We start from the raw sequence: 24,752 nt of genomic DNA on the forward strand, positions 1-24,752 counted from the left end.
ATGATTCAATTACTTGTTTTTAAATTTATTAATTGCGTTTCGGGTAAAATCGGAAAGCACTAGTTTTCCACTCATCCCAGCTCGCTCAGCCAATAATTCGTCCCAATGCTCTGTTCCTTCCCAGAAAATTTGTTTGAGAAGAAGCATGGCCTCCGGATTTGATGAAGCCAGCTTATCAGCCAAAACCTGAATAGCTTCATCCATTTCATCCACACTTTCAAAAATATCGGTGAAGAGTCCTTTGTCTTTTGCCCATGCTGCGGTTTGCCACTCTGTGGCATTGATTGCCATTTGGGACATAGCAGAAACTCCGACCTTGCGTTCTACTGCCGGACCAACTACAAATGGGCCAATTCCTATAGCCAATTCACTTAGTTTGATGGAGGCAAACTTGGTTGCCATGCAGTAGTCCACCGCACTTGCCAATCCTACACCGCCACCGACTGCTTTACCCTGAACTCTACCGATAATCAGTTTAGGACATTTCCTTGAAGCATTAATCACTTTGGCAAAGCCAGAAAAGAATTCCTTGCCCGTTTCAAAATCTTCGATAGCTATGAGTTCATCAAAACTGGCTCCTGCACAAAAAGCGCGATCTCCTTCACTTTTTAGAACAATGACTTTGATTGCTTCGTTGGTCCCGGCTTCAGTTATTGTTTGAGCTAAAAGATTCAAAATCTCTCCTGGTAAGGAGTTACTTTGAGGGTGGAAAAAGGTGATTGTGCCTATACCTGCTTTGATTTCTATGTTTACGCTTCCGTTCATGTTGTTTCTTTAATCGTCATATCGACCAGCGGGAGATATCCCCGTCGGCAATGTAGCCCCAAGGGGACTTCTCGCTGACGCATCGAAGTGACGTGTTGTTTATTTTTGGTCCAATTTTCTAATCATTGTTAAAATCGTTGCGATAGCAATTGTTTCCCCAGTTTCGTCATAGACGTCCACCAGAAACTTTACAATGCCTTTCGCTATACCATCTTTCTTTTCTTGGTCAATTTTTTCTTTCACTGTTAGACGAACACCAATGGTCGTACCTGCATATACTGGTTTGGTAAACCGACATTCTTCCAATCCATAATTCAACAATACAGGACCCTTCTTGGCTTGAACAAATAAACCAGCTGCTGCAGAAAGGATAAAGTAGCCATGTGCCACACGCTGTTCGAAAATTGTGCCATCCAGCGATGTCACATCGGTGTGTGCATAAAAGTGATCCCAGCTCACATTGGCGAAGTTCACAATGTCTCCTTCGGTTACTGTTCTTTTTGCTGAGATGTAAGTTTCGCCGATTTCGAGTTCTTCCCAGTGCTTGCTGAATGGATGAGCCACGTCTTCTTTGTAGGCACCACCGTATTGATATACATTCGCGATTTCTGTGACAGTTGTAGGATGACCTTGTACGGCGCATCGTTGCATATAATGCATGACACCTCGTTTGCCACCCATTTCTTCGCCGCCTCCGGCACGTCCGGGACCGCCGTGTGTTAGCAGGGGCATAGGCGAACCATGGCCTGTACTTTCCTTAGCTGAATCTTTATTTAAGGCTAGAATTCTACCGTGATGCGAAGCTGCGCCTAGCACGTATTGCTTGGCGATTTTATCATCTGCTGTTACTATAGAAGAGCAAAGTGACCCCAATCCTTTTTTAGAAATGGCGATGGCTTCGTCTAAATCTTTGTAGGGTAGAATCGTACTCACAGGACCAAATGCCTCTATTGTGTGGACTTCATCACTATTCATTGGATCTTTGTTGATCAACAAAGTAGGAGAGATGAAGGCGCCTTTTTGCTTGTCAGCACCGAGCACCTCAAAATCGTCGTTGCTATAAGCGACTTCAGAAGATTTTTTGAGTAGTTCGATTTGCTGCTTTACAATTTCAACCTGTGTTTGATTGATTAAGGCTCCCATGCGTACACCTTCAACATCGGGATCTCCAATTGTCGTTTTAGCCAGGGCTTTACTCAAAGCAATCTGTACGTCTTCCACCAGTTTTTCCGGGACAATGATCCGTCTAATCGCCGTACATTTCTGACCGCACTTTACTGTGATTTCTTTTCTTACTTCCTTGATAAACAAGTCAAACTCTTCTGTGCCAGGGACTGCGTCTTCACCCAACACACTTGAATTCAACGAATCAGCTTCCATGGTGAAAGGAATTGAATGTTCCACTAAGTTAGGGTGCTGTTTGAGCATTCTACCAGTTTTGGCTGATCCCGTGAAAGTCACCACATCCTGCATGCCCACATGATCTAAAATTCCTTTGCCAGACCCAGCAATTAATTGAAGGGCACCATCTGGTAGAATCTTAGAATCAATAATTTCTTTGACCATCAATTCTGTTAAAAAGCACGTTTGTTGGGCTGGTTTGACTACCGCAGGCATTCCGGCCAACCAATTGACAGCCACTTTTTCCAACATTCCCCAAACTGGAAAATTGAATGCATTGATGTGCACGGCTACGCCTTCCTTTGGTACCATGATATGCTGGCCGATGAAGCTACCGCCTTTGGATAGCGGAGCGGTATCGCCATCGATGTAGTGCGCTTCGTTGGGGAATTGTCTTCTCAAACTGGCATAAGCGAATAGGTTTCCGATGCCTCCCTCGATATCAATCCATGAATCTACCCGAGTCGCACCTGTTGCTTTACTCAATTCGTAAAACATTTCTTTTTTGGAATGCAGATGCATGGCCAAGGCTTTGAGCATCAATCCTCTTTCCTGAAAGGTCATTTTGCGTAAAGCAGGGTTGCCTACGTTTCGACCATATTCCAGAATGTCTTTAAAATCCAGCCCATCTACAGAATGTGTAAAGATCGGTTCGCCTGTGATGGCATGATGCAGCACCTCTCCATCGCCGCCTCCGGTGATCCATTGTCCTTGGGTGTAATGTTGTATTTTGGGTATTTTCATTTCGTTATTATTTACGTCATTGCGAACGGAGTGAAGCAATCTTTTCAATTGATGAGATCGCTTCGTGCCTCGCAATGACGGTTAAGTTTGTTTAGTGCTCTTCCAAGTTTTAAAATTCACAACCTGTTCAGGTCTATTAGGTTCGGCTTCTATCAATGGTTCGCATGGAATCAGTGCCTCCTTGCAATCTTTTGGCAACTCTTGATACAATTTCGTGCCTTCTGTTTTCCACGCGATCATCTCATCTGAGACTTCTTTGATGATTTTGGCAGGATTCCCAGCAACTAGGCTTCGTGCAGGAATCTGCATTTCTCCCTTCACAAAAGCTAAGGCCCCGATGATGCATTCTTTGCCAATCACGGCATTGTCCATCAATACGGCATTCATTCCAATCAAAGCATTTTCACCGACCTCAGCACCATGTATGATGGCTCCATGTCCAATATGCGCTCCTTTTCTCAAATAGACTGTAGTACCTGGAAACATGTGAATGGTGCAGTTCTCCTGGACGTTACAACCATCTTCGATCACGATCTTCCCCCAGTCGCCCCGAATGGCTGCTGATGGACCTATGTAGACGTCCTTGCCGATAAATACATTACCAGTCACAGTAGCCTGCGGGTGCACATAGGCACTCGGGTCAATCACGGGTTTCAGTCCTTTGAATTCAAATATCACTTCGTTCTGGTCAAAGGTCGATAGTCCTTGGTCAGGATAGTTTGTCAACTATCGACCAACGACTATGGACTAATTCAACAATTCATATATTTCCAATTTCTTACTTTGCCTTCTGCAATCCATTCGATTGCTTGGGCCATTCTTTTGTCTCTAGTTGCCTCTCGTTTCGCCTCAACTAGCCATTCGATATAATCTCGCCTTTGGGCATCTGTAAAGTTTTCAAATGCTGCCTTTGCCATTAGGTTTTCGTCTAGGGCTTCGGAGAAATAGTCAGGCGTCGCTAAGGTTTTCTTTTTTTCATAGTCGACCTTGATGTTTTGTTCATTGAGGAGTAGCGCTTGCTTGACGTAATCTTTAAGCACTTCTGTATTCACATCATCAAGCGTTTTGTAATGAATCATGCGGTTGCCTTTGTCTGCATCTTTTCCTTCTACAAATGCCTTGAAAGTATCTTGCATGAGGGAGCCTTTGTGAAAATTCACACTCACGTGATTTTTGAACCCTACGAACCAACAAATCATACCATTCATGAAAAAACATGGCGCATTCCACTTCCAATCTTCTTGAATTCGGTCATCTACACTACTGACCGTATTTCTGATCAATTCCAAGATCGGTCGTTGTACATCTGACGCTTTAGCTAAGTAAGCATTGATGTTTTTGGTTGCGTCTGGGTTTGCTTTTGCCATGGTTTATACTCTTTCTAAAACAGCTGCGTAACCTTGTCCTACACCAATACACATCGTTACGAGCGCGTATTTCTTGTTTTTCAAATTCAACTCTAAAGCCGCAGAGTAGGCGATTCGAGCGCCGGTCATACCGAGTGGATGGCCGATCGCTATGGCACCACCATTAGGGTTTACTCTTGGATCGTTGTCTGCCAGTCCCCAGGCTCTGGTACAGGCTAAACTTTGAGCAGCGAAGGCTTCATTCAATTCGATCACATCAATGTCATCCATGGTTAAACCAGCTTTTTCTAATGCCTTCAATGAAGCAGTCACCGGACCGATACCCATTATTCTAGGCTCAACACCAACCACTGCCGAAGACACGATTCTCGCCATTGGTTTTAGGTTATAGTTTTTGATGGCATCTTCTGAAGCCACCAATACGGCTGCGGCACCGTCGTTCAACCCTGAAGCGTTTCCAGCTGTGACTGAACCATCCTTTTTGAATGCTGGTCTTAATCCTGCCAAAGCTTCTAACGTTGTGTCTGCTTTAATAAACTCATCGTCTGAAAATACGATGGGGTCTTTCTTTCTTTGAGGAATAGAAACAGGTGCAATTTCCTTAGCCAACCTTCCGCTGGCTTGAGCTGCTGCTGCTTTCTGCTGTGACCAAAAAGCGAAAGCATCCTGATCTTCTCTGCTGATATCATACTTGTCTACCAGATTTTCAGCAGTCATGCCCATGGCATCCGTGCCGTATTGCTCATGCATTTTAGGATTGACAAATCTCCAGCCAAAGGAAGAATCAAACATTTGTGAATCAGTACCAAAAGGTTTTGCTGACTTAGCTATCACCAATGGACTGCGAGTCATGTGCTCTATACCGCCCGCTACGAAAACATCACCGTCTCCAGTTTTGATGGCACGATTAGCTTGAATGATAGAGGATAGCCCGGACGAACATAGTCTGTTGATGGTTTCGCCTGGGACGGAGTAGGGAAGACCTGCTAGTAGTCCAGCCATGCGGGCTACATTTCGATTGTCTTCACCTGCCTGGTTAGCACAGCCTAAAATACAGTCGTCTATGGCTGCAGGGTCTAGTGATGAGTTTCGGACCATCAATTCGCGAATGGCATGAGCCGCCAGATCATCTGTTCTTACTGGACTAAGTGTCCCGCCAAATTTCCCAATTGGAGTTCTTACTCCATCTATGATATAAGCTTCTTTCATATTACTTCTCGCTCCATGGCGAGTCTTTTCTAAATACGGTTCCTTTAAATAGTGCCACCACTTCTTTCTCTTGGTTGGTGACGGTAATGCTATAATTTCCTAAGCGGTTCGCCAGATTATCTTCTTTGGCAACAGCCGTCAAAGTATCTCCTTCATTTACTGCCTTGGTATGCGAGATCGAAGTCTCAATGGATACCGCATGTCGCCCTTGTGAGTTGGATGCAAAGGCAAACGCACTGTCCGCTAGGGAATAGGTGATGCCACCATGGGCTATACCAAATCCATTGAGCATATTACTTTTGACCACCATACTAATTTGAGCAAATCCTTGTTCAATTTTTTCAATAGAAATTCCAAGCCATTGACTAAAGGTGTCATGGGCGTACATTTGATCCACTATGGCTTTGGGTGTCATCATTAGTAAAAAGTCTTTTTGTCTCTCACCATTCTACGTAGCAGTGGGCTGCATCTATATCTGTCTTCAAGATATTCGTCATACAATTGATCCATATGCTTGACACAATTGTCAATACCAAACTCATCTGCCCATCTAAGCAACCCAGCCGGGTAATTCACCCCTTTGGTCATCGCCAAATCGATGTCTTCTTTGCTGGCAATGTTCCAGAAAAGTGCATCGGCGGCTTCATTAATCAGCATTACTAGTATTCTATTGAAAATCTGCAACCCTAAGGTCTTGTCAAAGTAAGGTTCTGGTTTCGTAGCTCCTTCTGAATAATCGTAATAGCCTTTGCCTGACTTACGCCCGAGATAACCAGCTTCCGCTAATCTTTTCTGAGTAAAGGCAGGCTTGTATCTGGGATCATAAAAGAAGGATTTAAACACTGTTTCTGTAACGGTGTAGTTGATGTCATTGCCTATGAAGTCCATTAAGGTAAATGGCCCCATTCTAAACCCACCGATCTCGGTCATGGCCCAGTCTATAGTTGCCACATCGGCTATGCCTTCTTCTAGTATTCTCAACGCTTCTCCATAGAATGGACGAGCTACTCGATTAACAATAAAGCCAGGTGTGTCCTTAGTTTGGACTGTAATTTTTCCCCAGCTGTCAATGGAGGATCTCGCTTCCCTAAGCACATTGTCATCAGTTTGAACAGCAGGTATGATCTCTACTAATGGCATTAAAGGTGCCGGATTGAAGAAGTGGATTCCCAATACTCTCTGAGGAATGTCGCAGGCGCTAGCAATAGCAGAAACCGATAGGGAGGAAGTATTGGTTGCAATGATGCAGTTCGTGCTAACAATACTTTCCAGTTCTCTGAAAATTTGCTTTTTAATATTCAAATCTTCAATGATGGCTTCAATGATCAGATCGCACGAGTTGAATTCTTGCAATTGATCTGTGAATTGAATCCTATCTAATATGGCTCCGGCCTCAGATTTTGAAAGTTTCCCTTTTTCAGCTAGTCGATCCAATATTTTTTTGAGGCTTTGCTTGGCCTTGTCCAGCATAGGCTTGCTACTGTCCAGCAAAATAACTTCATGGCCAGCAGTAGCTGCTACTTGCGCTATACCGCTTCCCATGGACCCTGCACCGATAATTCCAATTACTTTCATTTCCCTACAAACTCTGGTTTACGCTTTTCTAAAAAGGCTTGGACACCTTCCTTGTAATCTTCGGTTTTACCTGCTTTGGACTGATAAATTTCTTCTTGATCCAATTGCTCATTGAGGTTGTTGGTTAAACCTGAATTGAGTAATTTTTTGGTGTAAACCAATCCTAACGTTGGCATTTTGGCTATGGTCTGAGCGATCTTCATAGATTCTGTCTCGAATGTTTCTACGCTAAAAACCTTATAAAGCATACCAAGCTTCTCTGCATCATTAGCTGAGACTTTATCGCCCATCATCATCAGTGCGCTGGCTTTTTGGAAGCCAATCAGTTTGGGAAGAAAAAAGGTTCCTCCACTGTCAGGTATCAAACCGATTTTACTAAAGGCTTGGATAAAAGATGCCGTTTCAACTGCCACTACAATATCACATGCCAAAGCCAAATTTGCTCCAGCACCTGCTGCTACACCATTGACTGCACAAATCACAGGCTTTTCAATTTCTCTAATCCGACGAACAATGGGATTGTAGTGCTCGGCAACAATATTCTCAATAAAAGGTGCATCAGACGCAGTCACCTCAGCCAAATCCTGTCCTGCACAGAAAGCTTTTCCATTGCCTGTGAGGTAGATAGCTCTTACCTCATCATTTTGACCATACTGATCCAGAAGCTCCTGGAAGCCAAGTGCCATTTCACGATTGAAACTATTGAATACATCAGGTCTGTTGAATCGAATGATGGCAATGCCATCTTGGATTTCGTGCTGTAAGGTTTGGGTCATTGTTGTTTTATGCTTTCGGGTTTAAATACATTTAAAATAATCGAACGGTTCCAGACAATCCCTGCATTTGTATTGAGCCTTGCAGGCCGTGGAGCCAAATTCACTCACTAAAACAGTGTTCTTAGATTCGCACTGTGGACAAGGCACGGTTTCGTCTTCGAGAAACAATGACCTTTTGGAAGTACTTCCTTGAGGAGGCGCGATGCCATAAGCTTTGAGTTGCGCTCTGCCGTTTTCTGTTAGCCAGTCTGTTGTCCAAGCGGGTTGTAGTACGGTTTTTACTTCCACATTTTCATACCCTTCGTCTATTAGACATTTTTTAATGTCAGATTCAATGGTATTCATGGCGGGACAACCCGAATAAGTAGGAGTGATAGTGACCACTAGGTGATCGGCGATTTCAATATGCCTGATGATACCCATGTCTACCACAGAGAGCACAGGGATTTCTGGATCCATGACTTTGCGAAGACTGTTGAGTACTTGCTCCGGTGATATGGTTTTGCTATTTACCATTCAGCGCCAGGGTATGCTCTTTGTAAGTGTTGCATTTCTGCTAATAGATAGCCCAAGTGCTCTGAGTGCATACCAGTTTTTCCTCCGGTTTGATTCCAAGAACTTTCTGGAATAGTTAAGGTTGCTTCACGCAAATGTGCTTCGATTTCTTTTTTTACGGTATCCGCAATTCTATTTAAATCAGCACCTATACCAGATTCTGCAATTTGCTGATCCAATTCATCAGACGTAATGCTTTCGAAGGCATATGACCAAAAATGATCCAAAGCAGTTTGCATTTTCGCTTGACTTTCTTCCGTACCGTCGCCCAATCGTAAGACCCATTGACCACTCCATCTTTTGTGATAGGTGACCTCCTTGATGCTTTTTTGTGCAATGGCCGCAATATTTTCATTTTTGCTGGAAGCCAATTCATTTAACAAATGGAAATGAAACACATCGAATAGGTATTGTCGAGTGATGGTATAGGCAAAGTCAGTATTCGGCTGCTCCACCAATAGGAGGTTTTTATATTCTCTATCATTTCTAAGAAATGCGATGTCATCTTCACTTTTTTCTCCTCCGGTCAATTCAGATGCGTATTGGTAATAGTTTCTGGCTTGACCGATTAAGTCGAGTGAAATATTAGTCAAAGCAATATCTTGTTCGAGCACTGGGCCATGTCCACACCATTCTGCCAGTCGCTGTCCCAGAATCAGGCAGTTGTCTGCAAGCCTGAGAACGTAGTCATATGTATTTTGATCTTTCATCAGCTTACATGTTTTTCAATTCTTCCGGCAAATTGTAGAAAGTAGGGTGGCGGTATACCTTGCTTTGGGCTGGCTCGAATAATTCCGCACCTTCTTCTGGATCGGAGGCCGTTATCTCACTAGAAGGAACGACCCAAATACTGACACCTTCGCTTCTGCGTGTGTATACATCTCTGGCATTTTCTACAGCCATCTCGGCGTCAGCAGCATGGAGACTGCCCACGTGCTTGTGGTTGATACCTGATTTACTTCTTATAAATATTTCCCAAAGGGGCCAATTCTTGTTGCTCATGATTATCAAATTTGGGGTTATGCTGCTGATTTTTTCTTTCTTTTTTCTGAGTAAGCTAAAGCTGCTTCTCTCACCCAGGCACCTTCTTCATAGGCCTTCTTTCTGGTGGCGAGTCGCTCCTTATTACAAGGGCCGTTGCCTTTCACTACAGCCCAGAATTCGTCCCAGTCGATAGGTCCAAAGTCGTAGTGGCCTGTTGCTTCATTCCATTTCAAATCTGGGTCTGGAATGGTAATACCCAAAATATCGGCTTGCGGTGCCGTGGCGTCTATAAACTTTTGTCTTAGCTCGTCATTGGTAAAACGCTTGATTTTCCAATTCATGGACTGCGCCGTATGAGGTGAGTCTGCATCGTTGGGCCCAAACATCATAATTGACGGCCACCACCATCGATTGAGCGCGTCCTGTGCCATGGCTTTTTGTTCGGGTGTGCCATTGCATAGACTGAGCATGATTTCATACCCCTGGCGCTGGTGGAAACTTTCTTCTTTACAAACTCTCACCATCGCACGTGCATAGGGGCCATAGGAACATCTGCAAAGCGGTACTTGATTCATGATAGCCGCACCATCCACGAGCCAACCTATGGCACCCATATCCGCCCAAGTTAAGGTAGGGTAGTTGAAGATGGACGAGTACTTGGCCTTGCCAGTATGCAATTGATCGAGAAGATCATCTCTTTCTACACCGAGCGTTTCGCACGCACTATATAAGTATAATCCATGTCCGGCTTCGTCTTGAACTTTCGCCAAGGCAGCTACTTTTCTTCTAAGAGAAGGGGCACGCGTGAGCCAGTTGCCTTCTGGTAGCATGCCAACAATCTCAGAATGGGCGTGCTGCGAGATTTGTCTGATCAATGTTTTGCGATAGTCATCGGGCATCCAATCTTTGGGCTCGATTTTCTCTTCTGCGTCCAGCTTTCGCTGAAATTCTTTTTCTAAATCTATCGTACTCATCTTTTTGGGCTTTCTATAAATTTACTCAATATCCAGTCGACATTCAACGTCTAATTTTCGTCGAAACTCAAAACTACCTTGTCTGTTTTTGGGTGTGCCTGGCAACTCAGCACATACCCTCGGTCAATTTCATCTTGCTCCAAGGCGTAATTGACAGCCATATCCACTTCTCCTTCGATCAACTTCGCTTTGCAAGTACAGCAGACACCACCTTTGCAAGCATAGGGGAGGTCTGCACCTTTTTTAGTGGCAGCGTCCAAAATAGAGTCGTTGCTGTTGTAATCGAAGTCCATTTTTACACCATCGATCTGAATGGTGATTTTACACTTCACTTTCTCAAATGATTCTTTCTTCTGACCAGTACCTGTTCCTAATTTGCCAACTGGACTAGTGAAAAGTTCGATATGAACTTTTGACTTGTCGACATTTAAATCCAATAATGCCTCTTGAATGCCTAACATCATGGGTTCTGGGCCGCAAATGAAAAACTCATCTGTAGAATTTAGATCAATGATGGTTTTTGAAAATGCTGTTACTTTTTCTTTGTCTACAAACCCTTCGAACAATGGGAATTCGGTATGCTCTTCGCTGAACACATGGAAGATATTCAATCGTTCCATGTAAGTGTTTTTCAAGCCTTCAATTTCCTCTTTAAACACAATCGTATCTGTACCTCGGTTGGCATAGATAAGTGTGAACTCACTATGAGGTTCCGTGTCCATAACGGACTTTAGAATGGAAATGATTGGAGTAATACCACTGCCACCAGCGAATCCCACATAGTTTTTGGATTGTTCGGCGTTTAGCTCAGAATTGAAACTACCGGAAGGCGGCATGACTTCTAATTCTTCACCTGGTTGTAGCTTTTCGTTGGCATAGGTAGAAAATGCTCCTCCATCTACCTTTTTAATGGCCACTTTCAAGCGATTTTCTTTTGGGCTACTGCAAATGGAGTAGGAGCGTCGAACATCTTCGCCATCAATAATTTTTTTAAGTGTGACGTGTTGGCCTTGCTTGTATTTGAAAATGGCCTGGTGCGCAGGAGGCACCTCAAACTCTAAAGAAACACAGTCGTATGTTTCTTTGATGAGTTTGGATATTTTAAGTGGGTAAAAATGGTGCATTTTAGTTTGGGATGATGTTGTTTGATTCGACGAAGGATTTAAACTCTCCTCTTTCTATGATTTCTAAGATGTCTTCTTTATTAGACAGTTCGTCTAAAATTAATTCTTGCTGATTTCCTTTCCTCACAGCTTCGCTGTAAGGCGTATTGGTAAAGGATACCATGGAATATTGAGGAATAAATTGCTCTGGAAAGTCCTCATACAACGCTCTTTCTATTTTCTTTCTTTTCAAGAACCATTCTTGCCCAACCAAGTCTCTCATTTCGATGAAATTCTTAAGCGCTAAATCAGCAATTGCGTCTGCGTCTGGTTTTCTTGAAGTCTCAAATTCTTTAAAAAGTTCAATCCAATTATCCCCATGCTTATCCATCATTTCATTGAGAATGGATACATCCTCAAATCCTGCATTCATGCCTTGACCATAAAAAGGAACTATGGCATGAGAAGCGTCTCCAATGAGCGCTACTTTACCCTCGTAAGTCCAGGGAAAGCATTTGATTATGACTAAGGGTGAAGTTGGATTTTCATTAAATAAGTCAATGAGATTTGGGATTAGCTTTAAAGCATCGGGAAACTTGTCTTCAAAGAATCCTTTGATTTCTTCTTCACTTTTTAATTTCTCGAAAGAGTTTTCTCCTTCGAAGGGTAGAAATAATGTACAGGTAAAACTTCCATCTGGGTTAGGTAAAGCAATAAGCATGTGACTACCACGTGGCCAAATGTGCAGCGAATGTTTGTCCATTTGGAAGTCGCCTTTTTTTGCCTCGATGCTCAACTCTTTATAATCATGAGAGATGTACTCTTGAGAAAAATTGAAATGTTTCAATTTTTGCATGACCGAGCGTACTGCAGAAAATGCTCCATCTGTTCCAAATATAATGTCAGAATCGCTGGTGCTAATGTTACCATCCGGCAATTCAAAAGCCGCAAGTGGGGTATCCAAATCTATTTCAATACATTTATGCTCGAAGTTAAAGTTGACATTTTCATACTGATCGGCATGATCGATTAGAATTTGATTCAGTCCTGCTCTAGAAATAGAATAGATAGCTTCCCCTTCTTTTCCATATGGCTGGAAGGTAAGAGATTCATCTATTCCATGCATCATTCGGCCGTTCATGGCAATGGCAGCTTCACGAACCTTATCGCCAGCACCGACGAGATCTAGTGCTTTCCAACCGCGTGTGGAGCAAGCCATATTAATAGATTTGCCAGCAGAAATGTTTGCATTTCGAATGTCTGGTCTTCTTTCGAAAACTTCTACCGTGTATCCACGCTTACCGAAGAGTGCGGCTAGTAATGAGCCAACTAATCCTGCGCCTACTATGGTTATTCGCTTGCTCATTTCTTTTCTATTCCTTTCATTAACAATCCTATGATAGTCTCTTTCACAGCTTCTACATCCATGTCTTTATTAGAGTGATACCAATGCTGGAGCCAACGAATAGAAGATAACATGGTGTATAATGCCACTTTTGAATCACTTACGATTACCGTACCATCTGAAATGCCTTCTTCAATGATCGCGAGAAAGTGATTCTCATAATCTCGCCTTTTAGATAGAAACTCTCCGCGCTCTGGTTCAGTCAAATGACGCCATTCATCATTCATGACACTTGCTAGAGGAGAACTCATGGCATTGATTTCAACATGAAGCAATAAGAGCTCTTTGATTTTTTCAATGGCAGAATCTTTGGAGTTCAAGATGACTTCCATTTTGGAAGTATAGGTGTCCGCCAAGGAAAAGCAGATTTTTGAAAGGATTTGTTCTTTTCCTTTAATGTGGTTGTACAAACTGGCAGCTTCTACACCTACTTTGGCAGCAATATCACGCATCGTAGTGGCAGAATATCCCTTTTCTCTAAAGAGGGTGGCTGATTCTTCCAGGATGATTTGCTTTTTAGTCTTTTTTGTGTTGGTTTTAGACATCTCTCAAAACTAACAAATGTTAGTTAATCAAGAAAAGAATTTGAAAACATTAAGTTAAAAAGACAATAGCAGACAGTACCTATTTAACCCCAATTCATTCTTTCAGATAAATTGGCAATATGTGCTAAGTGATGATTGCAGTGCCAGGCGTATAACAGGATATTTTCATGCAATTGAATCTTACGGCCATTTTGAGGATGAATGAAAGCTTTACTCATATCCTCCTTGGATAGATTGTTTAGTAAGTTTGTCCATTTTAAATGGAGGGCAGTTAATAAAAGTAGGGAAGGTTCGATGGCATCATATCTAGCGTCGCTTAATTCAGCCCAGGCTTTTTCATCATAGGCTTTTATGGTCGGTTCCTGTTCTGTGATGGTCCATTTGAATCGGATATAGCTATTCATATGACTATCTGCCAAATGATGAACCACCTGACGTACCGTCCAACCGTCTGGTCTATAAGGCGTGTTGAGTTGTTCGTCATTAAGATATTGAACGGTTTCTCGAAGTACTTGCGGAAAGTGGCAAATGGTGTGAATACCATTCTCAATTTCAGTTTGAGAAAAGGACTCTGGAAATTGAAATTTGCCAATTGGATATTTTAGATCTTCTAGTTCTTGTATACTCATGCTTTTTTTATTTAAAGTAAACACACAGAGATCACAGCTGCCATGATCCTTATTGAGAAGAACTAATAGGTTAGATTAGTTTATTGCAAGGTTTAGAATAAGTTGGACAGTTTCATGGCAATGGACATATCTCCATCAACTTTGATCTTGCCCATCATAAATGCGCCCATAGCATTCATATCCCCTGACATCAATTTATTGAAATTGGACAAGCTCACACGGACTGTGCAATCTGCATAATCGTCAGCATTTGAGACTACGGTAGGTGCTACGGTATCATCTAAGTAAATCACCCCCTCATCAAATTGAAATTTGATTTTGGAACCAATAGCTCCTGCTTTTTTTGAAGCCAAGTCTTGCACTTTGGCTGTTGTTTCTTCTAAAGTCATATTATAAATTGTTAGCAGCTATGAGCTGAATTTCGAATAATTTAGGCCACCACTTACCTGTGATGTAATACTTGTCTGTTTCTTTATTGTAAGCTATTCCGTTGAGGACATCTATTCTTTTTTCATACAGAGAATAGTCAAATATACCTTCCAGATCGAGTATGCCTTTTACTTTTCCTGTATCTGGATCTATAATGTATACAAGTTCCGTTTGCCATCGCACGGCAAATAAATCTCCGTTCACATATTCCAATTCATTCAAATAATCAATAGGCCCGTTTTGATCATATACTTTAATCTGTTTGACTTCAGAAAAGGTTTCTGGCTCCATAAATCTAATAATGTAAGTGCCATCACTCATTATCAGAGTGTCGTCCTTGGTTGTCATACCCCAGCCTTCAGTAGCGTAAGAAAATTGCCTAATCTGTTCAAAACTATTTTTGTCAAATACGAAACCCGTTCGTTCTTTCCATGACAACATGTAGATTTTGTCACCAACCAGCCCAATTCCTTCACCAAAGTATTGTGAGGCTATATCCACTGACTGCAGGACCTTTCCTGATGTTAATTCCACTTTTCGTAGTGTTGATTGCCCCTTTTCTCCTGTACTCTCAAATAGTTGGCCATTGTTCATGATGAGGCCTTGGGTAAAGGCGTCAGGATCATGCGGATAAGTATTTGTTACTCTGTAGGTATATCGAGTAGGTTCGATATCAGAAAGCAGTGTGACTGAATGTCTTTTCTTTTCAATGGTGCCATTGTTCAAAAAGACCGAAACAGTTAAATCTTTTTTGCCTGGGCTCTCTGAACTTGTATTCCAAATCAATTGGTCATGAGCCAAAATTTGCCCATTATTTGATATTTGTATTGAATCTATCGTGATTTTGCTGCTATTAGAAGTAATCTTGAATTCGATAGAGTCTCCGATGGTTTTTCTAATGCCATTTCTGGGTTCAGTGATTTTACTCAAGCTTTTTACTCTTGGGCTAGGTTTCTTCTTTTGCTCTGTGGATGAATCACATGAGATTATAGTTAGAAGGGCAACAAAGAAAATTAATGATTTGAATAGAGTCATCGTTATTTATAAACTAATCATGGCAATATTATCATGATTGATCTGCTTACGAAAATGAATTATGGATTAATAATTCAAGTTCCGATTCGTATTAGTTAAATTTAGCTGTAAGCTTTAATATTTTACCTTAAAAACATATTTAGATGAGACGAATATTAGTTCCAATTGACTTTTCTAAGGAATCAATGAATGCATATAACGCAGCACGTTCCGTGGCCTTAAATACTGATTCGGAAATTCTTTTGCTTCATATTGTGGAAGACCCAAATATTGAAACCATGAAAGTATCTGGTGAGGCGCACTATGATCCTATGGATAACTTGTACGTGAAACTATTGCTCAACAAGACAAAAGAACGACTAGAGGAAATAGTGAATGATCCAAAGAATAGTGACGTGACTATTAGTTATAAGATTGAAATTGGAAATCCCTATTCATCGATAGCCCAAAATATTGCGTCACATAATTCTAGTTTGATTATCATGGGATCTAATGGTGCATCGGGATTAGAAGAGATTTTAGTAGGATCTGTGGCTGATAAGACGGTGAGATATGCTACATGTCCCGTGGTAGTGATCAAAGATGAATGTTCTATTGAGAATGTTAAAGATATCGTTTTTGCTACTGATTTAAAGGATGATCAAGCTCAGATCATGAAGCATTTGAAGAATTTACAAGAGTATTATGATGCAAAGCTTCACATTTTAAAAGTGTACAATTCAGAATGGACTACCTCAGAAGAGGTGCAAAAAAGACTCAAGATGTTTGTCTCTGAGTATGATTTGAAAAATTGTTCAACCGTGGCTATGAATTCATCAGATCTCGCAGAGTCAATTTTGGATTATGCAGAGAAAATTGATGCTGGAATGATAGCAATAGGCACACATGATAGACATGGGTTATTACATTTGCTAGCTAGCCATGTTTCTAAAAGTGTACTGAATCATGCGCATCGCCCGATCTGGACGATGGCTATTAGATGATTTTATTTTCTTGGGAATGTGATTCTCATCAACTTAGGAATAGTTAGTCCCTGATAAAGTACAGAGCAGACTACTACAGTATAAGTCATGGTGATAATCACTTCCTTACCTTCAAATTCTGGAAGGGATAAGGAAAGAGCAATAGGAATACCTCCTCTTAATCCACCCCATGCCAGCACGTGGATCGTGTTTTTCTCAAAACTTCGATAGGTACTCATGGCGGCTATTGGCAAGCTCACACTTACGTAACGAGCAAATAGTACAATATTGAAAGCAAATAGTCCGGCAGCAAAGTAATCGAGTCGCCATGGAATAATAAGCATTTCTAGTCCTATCAGTACAAATAGCATAGCATTAAGCGTTTCTTCAATCAAGTGCCAAAATTTAAAGACATAGTCTCCTGCTGCACTTGTTACATGTCCACTTTTACCTTCATTGCCAATTACAAGCCCCATAACTACAACTGCTTGCTTAGCAGATACATGAGCAAATTCTGCAAGCTGCGTTCCAGCCATAACGAGAGCCAAGGTCATAAGAACTTCAACTTCCACCTCGTCGTTGTCGATATACTTTAGCAGACGATAGCCTAAATAGCCCAGGAAAAGACCAATTACGATTCCTCCAGTGATATCTGTTCCAAACACCCAAACAATATCTACAATACCCAGAAAATGATCTTCACCTGCGTGCGCCAAGTCCAAAAGAGTAAGGGCAATTACTACAGCAATACCATCATTGAAGAGCGATTCTCCAGCAATTCTGGTTTCAAGGTTTTTCGATAGGCTATATTTCTTTATGGTAGACGTGACGGCGATTGGATCAGTTGGCGATATTAGGGCGCCAAAAACCAAACAATACATGAAGTCAAGTGGTATGCCTATCCAAATCAGTAAATAGTAAACAAAGCCTCCTATTATAAATGTAGATATAAGAACTCCTAAAAGTGCCAGAATGAGCACAGGGGTACGTTCTTCGGCTAATTTCTTAAAATCGATCTGAAGTGCACCAGCAAAGAGCATAAAGCTCAACACAAGCTGATAAAGCACCTCATGATAGTCGTAGTCTTGTAAAATTCTTTCCGTTCCTAGTTTAAACTCAGGAATAATCTGCTCGATGATCAATAATGCAAATGAAAGACCCAAAGCCAAAATCATAAGGCCTACTGATGAGGGAAGTTTCAAATAGTAAGTATTGACGTAGATAAAGATGCCCGCTAAGCATATGAATAGGGCTAAAATATCTAAAATGTGCATGCTCTTGTATTAAAATGTCCTGATTTAAAGTGGTGGTCTTTAATTTTCCGTTACAATATTAATACAAATCGTAGTGTATTTTCACCGCTATATTAATGAAAAAAATATAAAAAATTCAATATTTCTTATGAAATAAGGAGCACTCAGTTGCCCATAGTATTTGAAAAATACAAATATTACAGTTCCGTGAATTCTAAATATTCATGTGTTACAATTGGTTTTGTATAAGTTAAGTAATGAATATGGATGCAAGAAATGAAGTATTGGAAGCTTTTGATTCTCTTGAGTTTCGAAGAACGCAATTAGAAGTGCGACTAAACAAAATGGATGACCATTTGTTTTTCATACCTCAAGGTGATGGCAAGTGGTCAATCAATCAGGTATTGGCACACCTGTCAAATTCTGAATTTGGTACGTTGCGGTACATTCAAAAAAAAATGCTTGGGATAGACTCGCTGAAAGAAACTTCGTTTGGTGCCCAATTGAGGGCAAAGTTATTGAAGCTGTTGCTTGATTCACAAATTCGCTTCAGAATGCCGAAACAACTTCCAGAACCTTCTAAAGAAATTGGCTATGATGAGCTGAAGAATCAATTTGCGAAAAACAGAATGGCTATTAAAGAATTGATTGAAACCTTTCCGGAAGAGCACTTAGAGAAATTAATCTTTAGGCATCCATTTGCTGGACGATTTTCTCTGTATCACACCATCGTTTTTTTAGAAGATCATTACAATCATCACATCAAACAGATTGACAGAATAATAGAGGTGGTTGAGAATAGGGGGTGAAGAGCTTGTGAACTTTGATTAGTTGTGATGCTCTTTTTTTAAAATCGTTTTGTACCTGTAGTAACAAACACCCAATATCCCAATTGAGAAAAATAATAGAATAGAAACCATAGCTAGTAATTTTTATTTGTAATCAATTTAACGATTATCTAGACCGAATCAAAATTTGCATACTTCTTTAGGTTTCCATTTTGATGATAGCCTAATTTGATACATTTGTGTTTTATTGGCTTTCAAAACCTAAGAACATCCATGATTTTGCAATTAAGAAACCTTTTGATTCTACTGACTATAACAACTATTTCCTTTGCCTGCAATACTGATAAAAAAGAGCAGCAGGCTTTGTTTGAAGAAGTGATGCTTATGCATGATGAAGTAATGCCCAAAATGGGAAACCTAAGAGCGTTGTCAGCCGAACTTTCTCAAAAGGCAGATTCTCTCGCCTTAGACTCTTTGGTTGATTATTCATCTAAGGTCAATGAAATGAGAAACCTATCTAAAAAGCTGAAGGATGCCAATGAAGGTATGATGGAATGGATGAGGCAATATGAGCAAGTGGAAGAGGGGACTCCTCATGGAGAAGTTATGCAGTACCTACTCGAGCAACATAAGCTGATTAAAAAGGTGAGAGATGATATGCTTAATTCGAAAGACGAGGCAGAAAAGTACCTTTTGGAGAACAGTTAATCTGCACAGTTCTTTAGTATTTCACTTACTTCACCTGTATTTATCATTCCAAATTCATTACCCCAGGAGTTGCTGATATATGTCATTAATTCAGCAATTTCAAGAGGTGTCAATCTTGGATTACCAGGCATTGCTCCTTGATAAGTGATTCCATTGATTGTTATTGGACCCTCCAAACCATGCTTGATACCACAGATGGATAATTCTTTTTGTTTGGATACAAAGTCAGTGGAAAGCGGTGGGATTAGTTTACCTAACCCAGAGCCATCTTTTTGGTGACAATTGATGCAATGGGCTATGTATAACTGTTCTCCTTGAAACATATACTGATCAAATTTGATAGCCTCGCTGCCCGTATATCTTCCTTCTGGTCGGCAGTTGATTAATGTAATTAGAGCTAAGACTGAAACAACAAATTTCATTTCTTCTTATTGGCTAGCTCATTGAGTAGAAGGTCCATATCTAACAGCAGAATATCAACCTGTTCTTCCATGGTTCCATCATAGACACCTCTGATGCGCCTTTGATCGTCCACCAATAAAAAGGCGCCGCTATGAATGTATCCTCCTGGAGCTTGCTCATCTTCACCGGCAGTTACCATATAGCTCTTTTCTCCGATGTGATAGATGGTATCTTCATCTCCGGTTACAAAATGCCATTTCGAACTATTTACTCCAAGCGCTTCTGCATACTCATTCAGAACTGCAACGTTGTCGTGAGTGGGGTCTATGGTATGAGATAGTATGGCAACTTCAGGAGTCTCTTCAAATTTTTCATAGATACGTAACATCTGCTTTTTCATTTTAGGACAGATAGTAGGGCACGAGGTGAAGAAAAAATCTGAGACGTAAATTTGATTCTTAAAAGTTTCATTGGTAATTAATGTACTGTCCTGATCGTAGAAGGCGAAGTCTGCAATCATGTGATCAAGTGTGTCGATAACAGTCTTTCCGTCAACTTCCTTCTCCACAAGTTTTTTCCTTCCCATGATAGGTAATTCGTTTTTACCGTAAGGTTGACTACAGAAGGTGGTAAGAATGGCTGCTACAAATAGAAGGGATGCAGGTAATATTTTATTAATCATTTCTAAGTTTTTTATAAATCTTGATGCCGAGCATCAGTAAAATTCCAATAAGGACAATTCCAATAATCCCCCAAATCCAGCTGAGGGTATTTTTGAGTACAACAATGAATACTATGGCAAAAAGAAATAAGGTGGCCACCTCATTCCAGATGCGAAGTTGAGTGGAAGAGTATTTGTAAACTCCTCTCTTCATTTGGCTAAATAGTTTTTGACAAATGAAATGGTAAAGAAAAAGACCTAATACGAATAAGACTTTTAAATGAAACCAAGGCATGGTCCAAAACCCACTTTCTATGGCTAACCAAGTCCCGACGACAAAAGTAATAATTGCAGATGGCCAGGCTATGATGTTCCAAAGCCGGCTTTGCATCAAAAGCAATTGCTTGAGTAATATGGACTTTTCAGGCTCTTCTTTCTGAGAGGCCTCAGTAGCGTATATAAATAACCTCACCATATAGAACAACCCGGCAAACCAGGTGACTACAAAAATGATGTGGAGGGCTTTTAGATATAAATAGGTCATCGCAATAATATGGGCAAATATAAATGCGAAGTGCATAATCCCAACGCCAAGTGAAAATTAAAGAAATTTCTAAGTGGTATTGGAGTAGTGGTAATTGTTTGGGTGGGTGTTAATGTAATTAGTTGGTCAAAATAATAACACCTCAAGGATATGAAGAATAATGGATCAGACATACTTCTAGAATACGGGGAGAAAGTACTTTCCTCAAGCCAAATCATTTACCAGAAAGATGATTACATCTTTAAAATCAATGAGCCTTCGGATTTGATATATTTCATTGAAAAGGGAAGTGTGAAGTTGGCAAAGGAAGATGGATCTGGTCATGAAGTGGTGAAATCTATTCTTAGTAAAGGAAGCATATTCGGTGAAATGGCACTAGTAGAACAGGAAAAGAGGGAAGAGTATGCTCGCGTATTGTCCAATGACACCACCGTTCGTGTGTTAGTGGTTCGAGAATTGTTGGATGCGGCCAAAACTGATCAGTCATTATTTTCGAGAGTACTAAGTTTGATGGGACGAAAGATCGAAAAGCTGGATAAGCGAATTGAATCTATTACTTCAAAAGATTCAAGAACCAGAATTGTTGAGTTTTTGAAAGAGCTGGCTGTAGAGAGTGGTCAGAAAGTAGGGTTTGAAACATTGATTCAAAATAACTTCACTCATAAAGATATTGCGAACCTAACCGGAACCTCTAGACAAACTGTAACCACCACTTTGAATCAACTCAAAGAAAAAAATGTAATCAACTTCGATAGAAGAAGGATACTAATTAGAGATGTGGATTTGCTAGTATAGCAAATCCTATTTTTTCTTGGCTTTCGCAGTCTTCTTTTTTGCGGGTGCTTTTTTCTTTTTAGCAGGAGCATTCTTCTCAATGATCGCTTGCACTTCATCTAAGCTAAGTGCCGCAGCGTCTACTGTTTTCGGTAGTTCTATTTTTACTCTGCCTTTTTTGATCACCGAACGTCCCCATCGTGCTTTTTCAACGACAATGCCTTCTTCCTCCCAGTTGTGAATGACTTTGTCAATCTCCTTTTGGATTTTTTCCTTTATCAATTCAACAATATCAGCTTCAGAAAGGTTGTCAAAATCGTATCGCTTGTTCACATTGATGAACATGCCATTCCACTTAATAAATGGACCAAAACGCCCAACTCCTTTTTGAACAGGAAGTTCATCGTAAAAGGCCACTGGAGCATCTGCTTTTTGCTTTTCTTTTATCAATTCTATGGCACGATCCAGACTTAAAGTCAAAGGATCTTCATCCTTTCCAATAGATACAAATTTATCATCATGCTTGATGTAAGGTCCAAATCTCCCTATGGCAATGCTTATGACTTTGCCTTCAAATTCACCCACATCTCGTGGTAATTTGAAAAGTTCAAGCGCATCTTCTAAAGTGATATTGTCCAGAAACTGGCCTTTCTTAAGACTTGCGTATTTAGGCTTTTCTGCCTCTTCGTCTTCACTGGTTTCGCCCATCTGAACCATAGCGCCGAATCGTCCCATTCGGGCGATGATAGGTTTTCCAGTCTCAGGATCGTTACCAAGTTCTCTCACTTTACCAATTTCTGAACGTTCCACCTGTTCAGTATCTTCAACCGTCTTATGAAATCCATCATAAAACGATTCGATCATCGCATTCCAGGTCTTTTGGCCGTGAGCGATTTCATCAAATTCCTTTTCTACATTGGCCGTAAATGAATAGTCTATGACATTGGGGAAGTAATCCACTAGAAAGTCATTTACGATCATTGCAATGTTGGTAGGGAAGAGTTTGTTTTTCTCTGCACCAGTGATTTCTGTTTTCTCACTGATGACTACTTCGCCATCTTCCAGAACGATCTCAGTATATTTTCTTTCTTGGCCTTCTCTGGCTTCTTTTACCACATATTCTCTACGCTGAATAGTAGAGATGGTAGGCGCGTAAGTAGACGGACGTCCAATGCCCATCTCTTCTAATTTTTTCACCAAACTAGCTTCAGTATATCTAGCCGCATGTCTGGTAAAGCCTTCTCGGGCTTTCATTATACTCAAATCAAGTACCTGTCCGATTTCCAATGGAGGTAGCATGCCTTTGCTTTCTTCTTCGTCGTTTTCGTCGTCTGTGGATTCAGTATATACTTTTAGAAAACCTTCAAACTTCACTACTTCACCAGAAGCGGTTAAATTTTCATCTCTTGTCGAAACACCAATGGTGGCTACCGTTTTCTCTATTTCAGCATCTGCCATTTGAGAAGCAATAGCTCGTTTCCAAATCAAATCGTAGAGTCTTCTCTCGCTTTCGTCGTTGCCTGCTGATCGGTTCGAGAAGTTCGTAGGTCTGATAGCTTCGTGAGCTTCTTGAGCAGAAGCATTCTTAGTTTTGAATTTTCTTGTTTTCACGAAATTGTCACCATAGCTAGATGCAATTTCATTTTTAGCCCCATTGATCGCTTCGTCCGAAAGATTCAATGAATCTGTTCTCATATAAGAGATCTTACCAGCTTCGTACAATTTTTGAGCGACACTCATGGTACGTGCTACAGAAAAACCAATTTTTCTACTGGCTTCTTGTTGCAGGGTAGAAGTCGTAAATGGAGGAGCGGGTGATTTTTTTCCAGGCTTTTTCTCCAGGTTTTTAATATCGTAAGAGGCGCCTACACAATCACTGATAAATGACTCGGCTTCTTCTTTTGTTTTGAATTTTGAAGGAAGTTCTGCGTTTAATATTTTGCCTTTGTCGAGGGTAAACTCAGCGGTAACTTTAAAAGAAGATACGGGTACGTGTTCTGAGATTTCTCTTTCTCTATCTACGACCAATCGCACGGCAACAGATTGCACACGTCCAGCAGACAAGCCAGTCTTAATTTTTTTCCAAAGAATAGGAGAGAGTTCAAAACCTACTAATCTGTCTAGCACTCTTCTTGCTTGCTGCGCATTTACTAAATCTACATTTAAAGATCTTGGGTTGTTGATCGCATGGCTGATTGCATTCTTCGTGATCTCGTGGAATACAATCCTTTTGGTTTTGGATTCATCCAATTTCAAGGCCTCTTGTAAGTGCCAGGAAATCGCTTCTCCTTCGCGGTCATCATCACTCGCGAGGTAGATAGTCTCTGCACCCTTAGCTAATTTTTTTAAGTCTCTGATGACATCCTTTTTGTCTTTGGAGACTTCATAGGTAGGTTGAAATCCGTTTTCTATGTCAATAGCATTGTTTCCTTTCTGAAGGTCCCGGACATGACCATAACTCGAAGCTACTTTATAGTCTTTACCCAAATACCCCTCAATCGTTTTCGCCTTGGCGGGCGACTCTACTATTACCAGATTCTTCGACATAGAATTTGAAATTAATTCCTAAAAGCGTCAAAGATGACTAAAAAAAATTGATTTTAGCAAATACGAAATTTAGATTTCTAAATAAATTGCTCAATTGTAATACGGATTACATCTCATGAACAAAGAACTTTTTCTAGTAAGACACGCAGAAGCGGACTCCACAAATTTCGATATCAAGGATATTGAAAGACCATTAACTTCGGACGGCGAAATAGATGCATCTAAATTGGGCAAAACCATGGCTGATCTATTGGGTACGCCAGATTTGATCTTATCTAGTACAGCCATTCGTACACGAACAACTACCGCTCTACTTGCTGAACAGCTGGGGTATGATCCGGTAAATGTGGATTTTTTGGAAGACCTATATGAGTCGTCTACACGCATCTTACTTCGGGTGATTAATGAGCTGGAAGAAAAAAATAATAAAGTAGTAATCGTAGCACATAATCCTGCCATTACTTATTTGGCTGAGTATGTGAGTGGAGCTGTGATCGGTAATGTATCTCCGGCAGGATTGGTTCATTTGAAGTTTGATGGTGCTTGGGCTGAGGTATCTCAGAACAATATGGAGTTGGTGAAATATCACAAGCCAGTTCGTCCGGCACAGACCTGAT

28 protein-coding genes are annotated in these 24,752 nt (G+C 40.8%); 5 read left to right on the forward strand and 23 right to left on the reverse strand.

Going from position 1 to position 24,752, the window contains the following annotated elements:
- Window positions 1-9: 9 nt before the first annotated feature.
- The 18 genes from R8N23_RS10115 to R8N23_RS10200 form a co-directional block, all read right to left on the reverse strand.
- Window positions 10-765 (reverse strand): enoyl-CoA hydratase/isomerase family protein, encoded by a 756-nt coding sequence (locus tag R8N23_RS10115; RefSeq protein ID WP_318171476.1) that lies wholly within the window; start codon window positions 763-765, stop codon window positions 10-12.
- Between the two features lie 99 nt (window positions 766-864).
- Window positions 865-2,910 (reverse strand): phenylacetic acid degradation bifunctional protein PaaZ, encoded by a 2,046-nt coding sequence (paaZ, locus tag R8N23_RS10120; protein ID WP_318171477.1) that lies wholly within the window; start codon window positions 2,908-2,910, stop codon window positions 865-867.
- Window positions 2,911-2,991: 81 nt separating this feature from the next.
- Window positions 2,992-3,636 (reverse strand): transferase hexapeptide repeat family protein, encoded by a 645-nt coding sequence (locus tag R8N23_RS10125; protein WP_318171478.1) that lies wholly within the window; start codon window positions 3,634-3,636, stop codon window positions 2,992-2,994.
- A 26-nt stretch (window positions 3,637-3,662) separates the two neighbouring features.
- Entirely contained in the window at window positions 3,663-4,277 is a 615-nt protein-coding gene (locus R8N23_RS10130; RefSeq protein ID WP_318171479.1) for a YdeI/OmpD-associated family protein, read from the reverse strand.
- A gap of 3 nt (window positions 4,278-4,280) precedes the next feature.
- Window positions 4,281-5,486 (reverse strand): 3-oxoadipyl-CoA thiolase, encoded by a 1,206-nt coding sequence (gene pcaF, locus R8N23_RS10135; protein ID WP_318171480.1) that lies wholly within the window; start codon window positions 5,484-5,486, stop codon window positions 4,281-4,283.
- Window position 5,487: 1 nt separating this feature from the next.
- Entirely contained in the window at window positions 5,488-5,904 is a 417-nt protein-coding gene (gene paaI / locus R8N23_RS10140; RefSeq protein ID WP_318171481.1) for a hydroxyphenylacetyl-CoA thioesterase PaaI, read from the reverse strand.
- Window positions 5,904-7,061: a 3-hydroxyacyl-CoA dehydrogenase NAD-binding domain-containing protein gene (locus R8N23_RS10145; RefSeq protein WP_318171482.1), complete on the reverse strand. Its 1,158-nt coding sequence runs from the start codon at window positions 7,059-7,061 to the stop codon at window positions 5,904-5,906. Before R8N23_RS10145 ends, paaI begins: the two co-directional genes overlap by 1 nt.
- Window positions 7,058-7,837: an enoyl-CoA hydratase-related protein gene (locus tag R8N23_RS10150; RefSeq protein WP_318171483.1), complete on the reverse strand. Its 780-nt coding sequence runs from the start codon at window positions 7,835-7,837 to the stop codon at window positions 7,058-7,060. The genes R8N23_RS10145 and R8N23_RS10150 overlap by 4 nt, the downstream gene beginning before the upstream one ends.
- A 21-nt stretch (window positions 7,838-7,858) precedes the next feature.
- Entirely contained in the window at window positions 7,859-8,353 is a 495-nt protein-coding gene (gene paaD, locus R8N23_RS10155; protein ID WP_318171484.1) for a 1,2-phenylacetyl-CoA epoxidase subunit PaaD, read from the reverse strand.
- A complete protein-coding gene (gene paaC / locus R8N23_RS10160; protein WP_318171485.1) occupies window positions 8,347-9,102 on the reverse strand; it encodes a 1,2-phenylacetyl-CoA epoxidase subunit PaaC in 756 nt (251 codons plus the stop codon). Before paaC ends, paaD begins: the two co-directional genes overlap by 7 nt.
- Before the next feature lie 4 nt (window positions 9,103-9,106).
- Window positions 9,107-9,397 (reverse strand): 1,2-phenylacetyl-CoA epoxidase subunit PaaB, encoded by a 291-nt coding sequence (gene paaB, locus R8N23_RS10165; protein WP_412071665.1) that lies wholly within the window; start codon window positions 9,395-9,397, stop codon window positions 9,107-9,109.
- A gap of 14 nt (window positions 9,398-9,411) precedes the next feature.
- A complete protein-coding gene (gene paaA, locus R8N23_RS10170) occupies window positions 9,412-10,350 on the reverse strand; it encodes a 1,2-phenylacetyl-CoA epoxidase subunit PaaA (RefSeq protein WP_318171487.1) in 939 nt (312 codons plus the stop codon).
- Between the two features lie 50 nt (window positions 10,351-10,400).
- Window positions 10,401-11,474 (reverse strand): 1,2-phenylacetyl-CoA epoxidase subunit PaaE, encoded by a 1,074-nt coding sequence (paaE, locus tag R8N23_RS10175; RefSeq protein WP_318171488.1) that lies wholly within the window; start codon window positions 11,472-11,474, stop codon window positions 10,401-10,403.
- A gap of 1 nt (window position 11,475) precedes the next feature.
- On the reverse strand, window positions 11,476-12,819 hold the full coding sequence (locus R8N23_RS10180) for an NAD(P)/FAD-dependent oxidoreductase (RefSeq protein WP_318171489.1): 1,344 nt from the start codon (window positions 12,817-12,819) through the stop codon (window positions 11,476-11,478).
- Window positions 12,816-13,403, reverse strand: coding sequence for a TetR/AcrR family transcriptional regulator (locus R8N23_RS10185; RefSeq protein WP_318171490.1), 588 nt, complete (start codon window positions 13,401-13,403; stop codon window positions 12,816-12,818). The genes R8N23_RS10180 and R8N23_RS10185 overlap by 4 nt, the downstream gene beginning before the upstream one ends.
- Before the next feature lie 83 nt (window positions 13,404-13,486).
- Window positions 13,487-14,032, reverse strand: a complete 546-nt coding sequence (locus R8N23_RS10190; protein WP_318171491.1) for a YfiT family bacillithiol transferase — start codon at window positions 14,030-14,032, stop codon at window positions 13,487-13,489.
- 92 nt (window positions 14,033-14,124) lie between these two features.
- Window positions 14,125-14,421 (reverse strand): SCP2 sterol-binding domain-containing protein, encoded by a 297-nt coding sequence (locus R8N23_RS10195; RefSeq protein ID WP_318171492.1) that lies wholly within the window; start codon window positions 14,419-14,421, stop codon window positions 14,125-14,127.
- 1 nt (window position 14,422) lies between these two features.
- Window positions 14,423-15,391, reverse strand: coding sequence for a glutaminyl-peptide cyclotransferase (locus R8N23_RS10200; RefSeq protein ID WP_318171493.1), 969 nt, complete (start codon window positions 15,389-15,391; stop codon window positions 14,423-14,425).
- A gap of 248 nt (window positions 15,392-15,639) precedes the next feature.
- Here R8N23_RS10200 and R8N23_RS10205 point away from each other — a divergent pair, with 248 nt between their 5' ends.
- Window positions 15,640-16,479: a universal stress protein gene (locus R8N23_RS10205; protein ID WP_318171494.1), complete on the forward strand. Its 840-nt coding sequence runs from the start codon at window positions 15,640-15,642 to the stop codon at window positions 16,477-16,479.
- Window positions 16,480-16,481: 2 nt separating this feature from the next.
- Here the strand turns inward: R8N23_RS10205 and R8N23_RS10210 are convergent, their stop codons facing one another.
- Window positions 16,482-17,732: a sodium:proton antiporter gene (locus R8N23_RS10210; RefSeq protein WP_318171495.1), complete on the reverse strand. Its 1,251-nt coding sequence runs from the start codon at window positions 17,730-17,732 to the stop codon at window positions 16,482-16,484.
- A 242-nt stretch (window positions 17,733-17,974) separates the two neighbouring features.
- On the opposite strand from R8N23_RS10210, the gene R8N23_RS10215 reads away from it, so the two are divergent.
- The gene (locus tag R8N23_RS10215) at window positions 17,975-18,520 is read left to right on the forward strand and encodes a DinB family protein (protein ID WP_318171496.1); all 546 of its coding nucleotides are present in this window, start codon (window positions 17,975-17,977) and stop codon (window positions 18,518-18,520) included.
- A 252-nt stretch (window positions 18,521-18,772) separates the two neighbouring features.
- Window positions 18,773-19,207 carry a hypothetical protein gene (locus R8N23_RS10220; RefSeq protein ID WP_318171497.1) on the forward strand — a complete coding sequence of 145 codons (435 nt, stop codon included), beginning with the start codon at window positions 18,773-18,775 and terminating at the stop codon, window positions 19,205-19,207.
- On the opposite strand, the gene R8N23_RS10225 is transcribed toward R8N23_RS10220, so the two are convergent.
- From R8N23_RS10225 to R8N23_RS10235, 3 genes are read right to left on the reverse strand one after another with little or no spacing between them, the layout of a single operon-like run.
- On the reverse strand, window positions 19,204-19,629 hold the full coding sequence (locus R8N23_RS10225) for a cytochrome c (RefSeq protein ID WP_318171498.1): 426 nt from the start codon (window positions 19,627-19,629) through the stop codon (window positions 19,204-19,206). The two genes, R8N23_RS10220 and R8N23_RS10225, sit on opposite strands and share 4 nt — an antisense overlap.
- The gene (locus tag R8N23_RS10230) at window positions 19,626-20,291 is read right to left on the reverse strand and encodes an SCO family protein (protein ID WP_318171499.1); all 666 of its coding nucleotides are present in this window, start codon (window positions 20,289-20,291) and stop codon (window positions 19,626-19,628) included. Before R8N23_RS10230 ends, R8N23_RS10225 begins: the two co-directional genes overlap by 4 nt.
- Window positions 20,284-20,814, reverse strand: coding sequence for a CopD family protein (locus R8N23_RS10235; RefSeq protein ID WP_318171500.1), 531 nt, complete (start codon window positions 20,812-20,814; stop codon window positions 20,284-20,286). Before R8N23_RS10235 ends, R8N23_RS10230 begins: the two co-directional genes overlap by 8 nt.
- Window positions 20,815-20,964: 150 nt before the next feature.
- Here R8N23_RS10235 and R8N23_RS10240 point away from each other — a divergent pair, with 150 nt between their 5' ends.
- Window positions 20,965-21,609, forward strand: a complete 645-nt coding sequence (locus R8N23_RS10240; protein ID WP_318171501.1) for a Crp/Fnr family transcriptional regulator — start codon at window positions 20,965-20,967, stop codon at window positions 21,607-21,609.
- 6 nt (window positions 21,610-21,615) lie between these two features.
- On the opposite strand, the gene topA is transcribed toward R8N23_RS10240, so the two are convergent.
- Window positions 21,616-24,135, reverse strand: coding sequence for a type I DNA topoisomerase (topA, locus tag R8N23_RS10245; RefSeq protein WP_318171502.1), 2,520 nt, complete (start codon window positions 24,133-24,135; stop codon window positions 21,616-21,618).
- 115 nt (window positions 24,136-24,250) lie between these two features.
- Between topA and R8N23_RS10250 the strand changes: the two genes are divergently transcribed.
- Complete coding sequence (locus R8N23_RS10250; protein ID WP_318171503.1) at window positions 24,251-24,751, forward strand: SixA phosphatase family protein; 501 nt, start codon at window positions 24,251-24,253, stop codon at window positions 24,749-24,751.
- Window position 24,752: the final 1 nt, after the last annotated feature.

It is taken from the genome of Reichenbachiella sp., from assembly GCF_033344935.1.
Lineage (GTDB): Bacteria > Bacteroidota > Bacteroidia > Cytophagales > Cyclobacteriaceae > Reichenbachiella.